Origin of the sequence: Halomonas sp. 3F2F, assembly GCF_014897805.1 — a bacterium.
Taxonomy (GTDB): domain Bacteria; phylum Pseudomonadota; class Gammaproteobacteria; order Pseudomonadales; family Halomonadaceae; genus Vreelandella.
Genome location: NZ_JABUZE010000179.1, coordinates 1 through 1124, shown reverse-complemented (window position 1 = coordinate 1124; position 1124 = coordinate 1). Strand labels below are relative to the sequence as shown.

The window sequence follows — 1124 nt, the reverse complement described above, 5'->3', positions numbered from 1 at the left end:
TTAAAGGTGGAGGGATTGACGGTTGAAAGGTGTAGGGATTGACGGTATAAGTTGAGTAATTAATATTACTCCACAAATGGTGCTGATTTGATTAAGTCTCTTGTCTACAAATCTAATGCCCTGATCGAGGCGTCCTACCGCCTAAGTGTCTATGAACAGCGCATCATTCTAGGCTGTATTGCTCAGGTAAGGCGTGACGCCCCTTTAACCGATCAGCAGCTGTATACGGTTACCGCGCAGGAGATAGCCGACCTCGCTGGAGTAGGGGTTAAAACTGCCTATCGCGATTTGAAAGCTGCCGCTGAGCGTTTGTTTCGGCGCGAAGTAACGCTGCATGAAGCCCCAAATGGGAAGGGAGGGGCCAAGGTTCGGCTAACACGCTGGGTGCAGGAAGTTGTTTATCAAGAGGATCAAGGGACTGTAGCGCTACGTTTCAGCCAACCAATGGTGCCCTACCTGTCTCAGCTGACAGAGCAATTCACCCGCTATGCGCTGGCTGACGTAGCCCATATGGATAGCGCCTATGGTATCCGGCTCTATGAATTACTTTGCCAGTGGCGTGAGGCAGGCCAGCGAGAAGTTGAAATGGGCTGGCTACGTGATGCCTTCCAGTTAGAAGGTCGTTATGGACGGTTAGCTGACTTTAAGCGCTGGGTGATTGAACCTGCGGTAGAACAGGTCAACGAGCATTCGCCAATGTGGGTGAAGTGGTCACAGCGCAAAACCGGGCGGCGCGTCTCTCATTTGGTGTTTACCTTCGGCGAGAAGCCGTCAGCATCATCCAAGAAAAAAAGTCGCGATCGACACACCAGCGAGACATCCCTTCCTCCCAAAGGTAAAGGCGCTCGTTTTGGTATTCCTCAGGCTGTGATCGAAGCCAATGCCCACCCTGGAGAGAGCTACGAAGATGCTGCATTGAGGCTTCTGGAAACGCGTAAAAAACCTGCTGATTCATGACGCCTTCAAACAACGTGTTTTTTTGAAGACAGGAAACAGCCTGTTTTTTGTCAGCGAATGACGCCTAACAGCTTGTAAAAAAAAGATAAAATTCACTTCCCCCCAATTGGGGGATTCTGCATCTCCCCCCAATATTGGGGGGAAGTGAAAGATTTTGCCCCCCTCCC

At 50.6% G+C, this 1124-nt stretch carries 1 protein-coding gene; it reads left to right on the top strand.

Annotation, left to right across the window (positions count from 1 at the left end; genetic code table 11):
* Positions 1-87: 87 nt before the first annotated feature.
* Complete coding sequence (locus tag INT21_RS17930; RefSeq protein WP_193067486.1) at positions 88-957, top strand: replication initiation protein; 870 nt, start codon at positions 88-90, stop codon at positions 955-957.
* Positions 958-1124 lie beyond the last annotated feature (167 nt).